Source organism: Geobacillus proteiniphilus (assembly GCF_001908025.1).
Lineage (GTDB): Bacteria > Bacillota > Bacilli > Bacillales > Anoxybacillaceae > Geobacillus > Geobacillus proteiniphilus.
On record NZ_MQMG01000120.1, the window covers coordinates 1 to 1,277 of the forward strand.

The following is a 1,277-nucleotide window of genomic DNA, read 5'->3' on the forward strand; positions in this document are numbered from 1 at the left end:
CGAAACCACAAAATCAGCCGTCAAATCGTCCGTTTTGCCCTCGCCAACGGTGTTGGCGTGATTCGGATGGAAGAGTTGACAGGGATTCGGAAACGGGCAACATCGGCCAAAGAAGCAGGACGAAGCCTTCATTCTTGGGCATTTCACCAACTGCAAACGATGATTGCCTATAAAGCGGAAATGGCGGGCATTCGGGTGGAGTGGGTGAAGCCGACCTACACGAGCCAAACGTGTAAATGTGGACATCGAGAGAAAGCGAACCGAAACGGCATCCGCTTCCGATGCCAAAAGTGCGGATACACTCTCCATGCTGACTTGAATGGCGCGATCAACATCGCCAAAGCGATTTCGGGCTTCGCCGCCTAACCTAGCGCACTGGTCACAGGTGCGCCGCCCATTGGGGTACATCTTAACCCGATGGGACGGGGTGATGACACACCCCCGAACTTGGGCGTTGTCCGAACCAGAAATGGATGAGGGCGCAAACGACCCAAGAATCCCACGCCCTTTAGGCGTGTGGAGTGTCAACTTTCGAAAAACAAGGAAATATACGAACAAGAAAAGCGATGTGGGCGGCCGCCAAGCCTGCGGGCAAAGCGCATGAGCGCGAAACGATGGTGAAGAAAGTGGAAGTCGTCGTCAAGAAGAAGACGGAACAAAAGGAAACAGAGGCGAAGAAAAAACAGGAATCGTCCAAGCAGCAAAAAATGCTTGCGCAAAAGTTGGCGCAGTTAAATAAAAAAGTAAGCCAAATTGAAGAGCGGCTAAACAAAGTGACCGCTCGCATTCAAGCATTGAGCGAAGCGGAACCGGCAACGGACACGCAAACGAAGCCTGCCGATTCGGCGTCAACGGGCGAACAGTCCACTTCTCAACCGACAGAAGCCACAGCGGCAACTGACGCTCCGAGCGGACAAGCCATAGCGGCTAATGACGCTGCAGCTCCGGCGTCCAGCGGGCAAACCGCAACGGAGGCATCGTCTCCGACTTCTCAACAACCCGTTGATGAAGACCAAGAGGAACTCGATGAAGAAAAACAAGCGCAAATTGATGGCCTCATCGGCCAGCTCATTGCCCTGTCCAACCAGCTGCGGGCGGTGACGAATGAAATTCGCGCCCTTGAAAAGAAAGTCGGCGGCGACAACGCAGATATTCAGAAGTTAAAAGAAAAAGTCAATGCGTTGATCGAACAAGTGCAAGCGAACAAGAAAGCATTGCTTCAGTTGCTGTAGAAATCAAAGGAGAAGGTGTCCCAAAACGGCGGGACACCTTTTTTC

2 protein-coding genes are annotated in these 1,277 nt (G+C 52.6%); both read left to right on the forward strand.

The window, feature by feature from the left end; all coding sequences use genetic code 11:
• The coding region (locus BRO54_RS18785) for an RNA-guided endonuclease TnpB family protein (RefSeq protein WP_139268100.1) at positions 1-366 on the forward strand (366 nt) is incomplete at its 5' end.
• Between the two features lie 200 nt (positions 367-566).
• Positions 567-1,232: a hypothetical protein gene (locus BRO54_RS18790; protein ID WP_074044855.1), complete on the forward strand. Its 666-nt coding sequence runs from the start codon at positions 567-569 to the stop codon at positions 1,230-1,232.
• Positions 1,233-1,277 lie beyond the last annotated feature (45 nt).

Coding starts and splice junctions, on each gene's coding strand:
- BRO54_RS18790 (WP_074044855.1), top strand. CDS start 567: ATGTGGGCGGCCGCCAAGCCTGCGGGCAAAGCGCATGAGCGCGAAACG.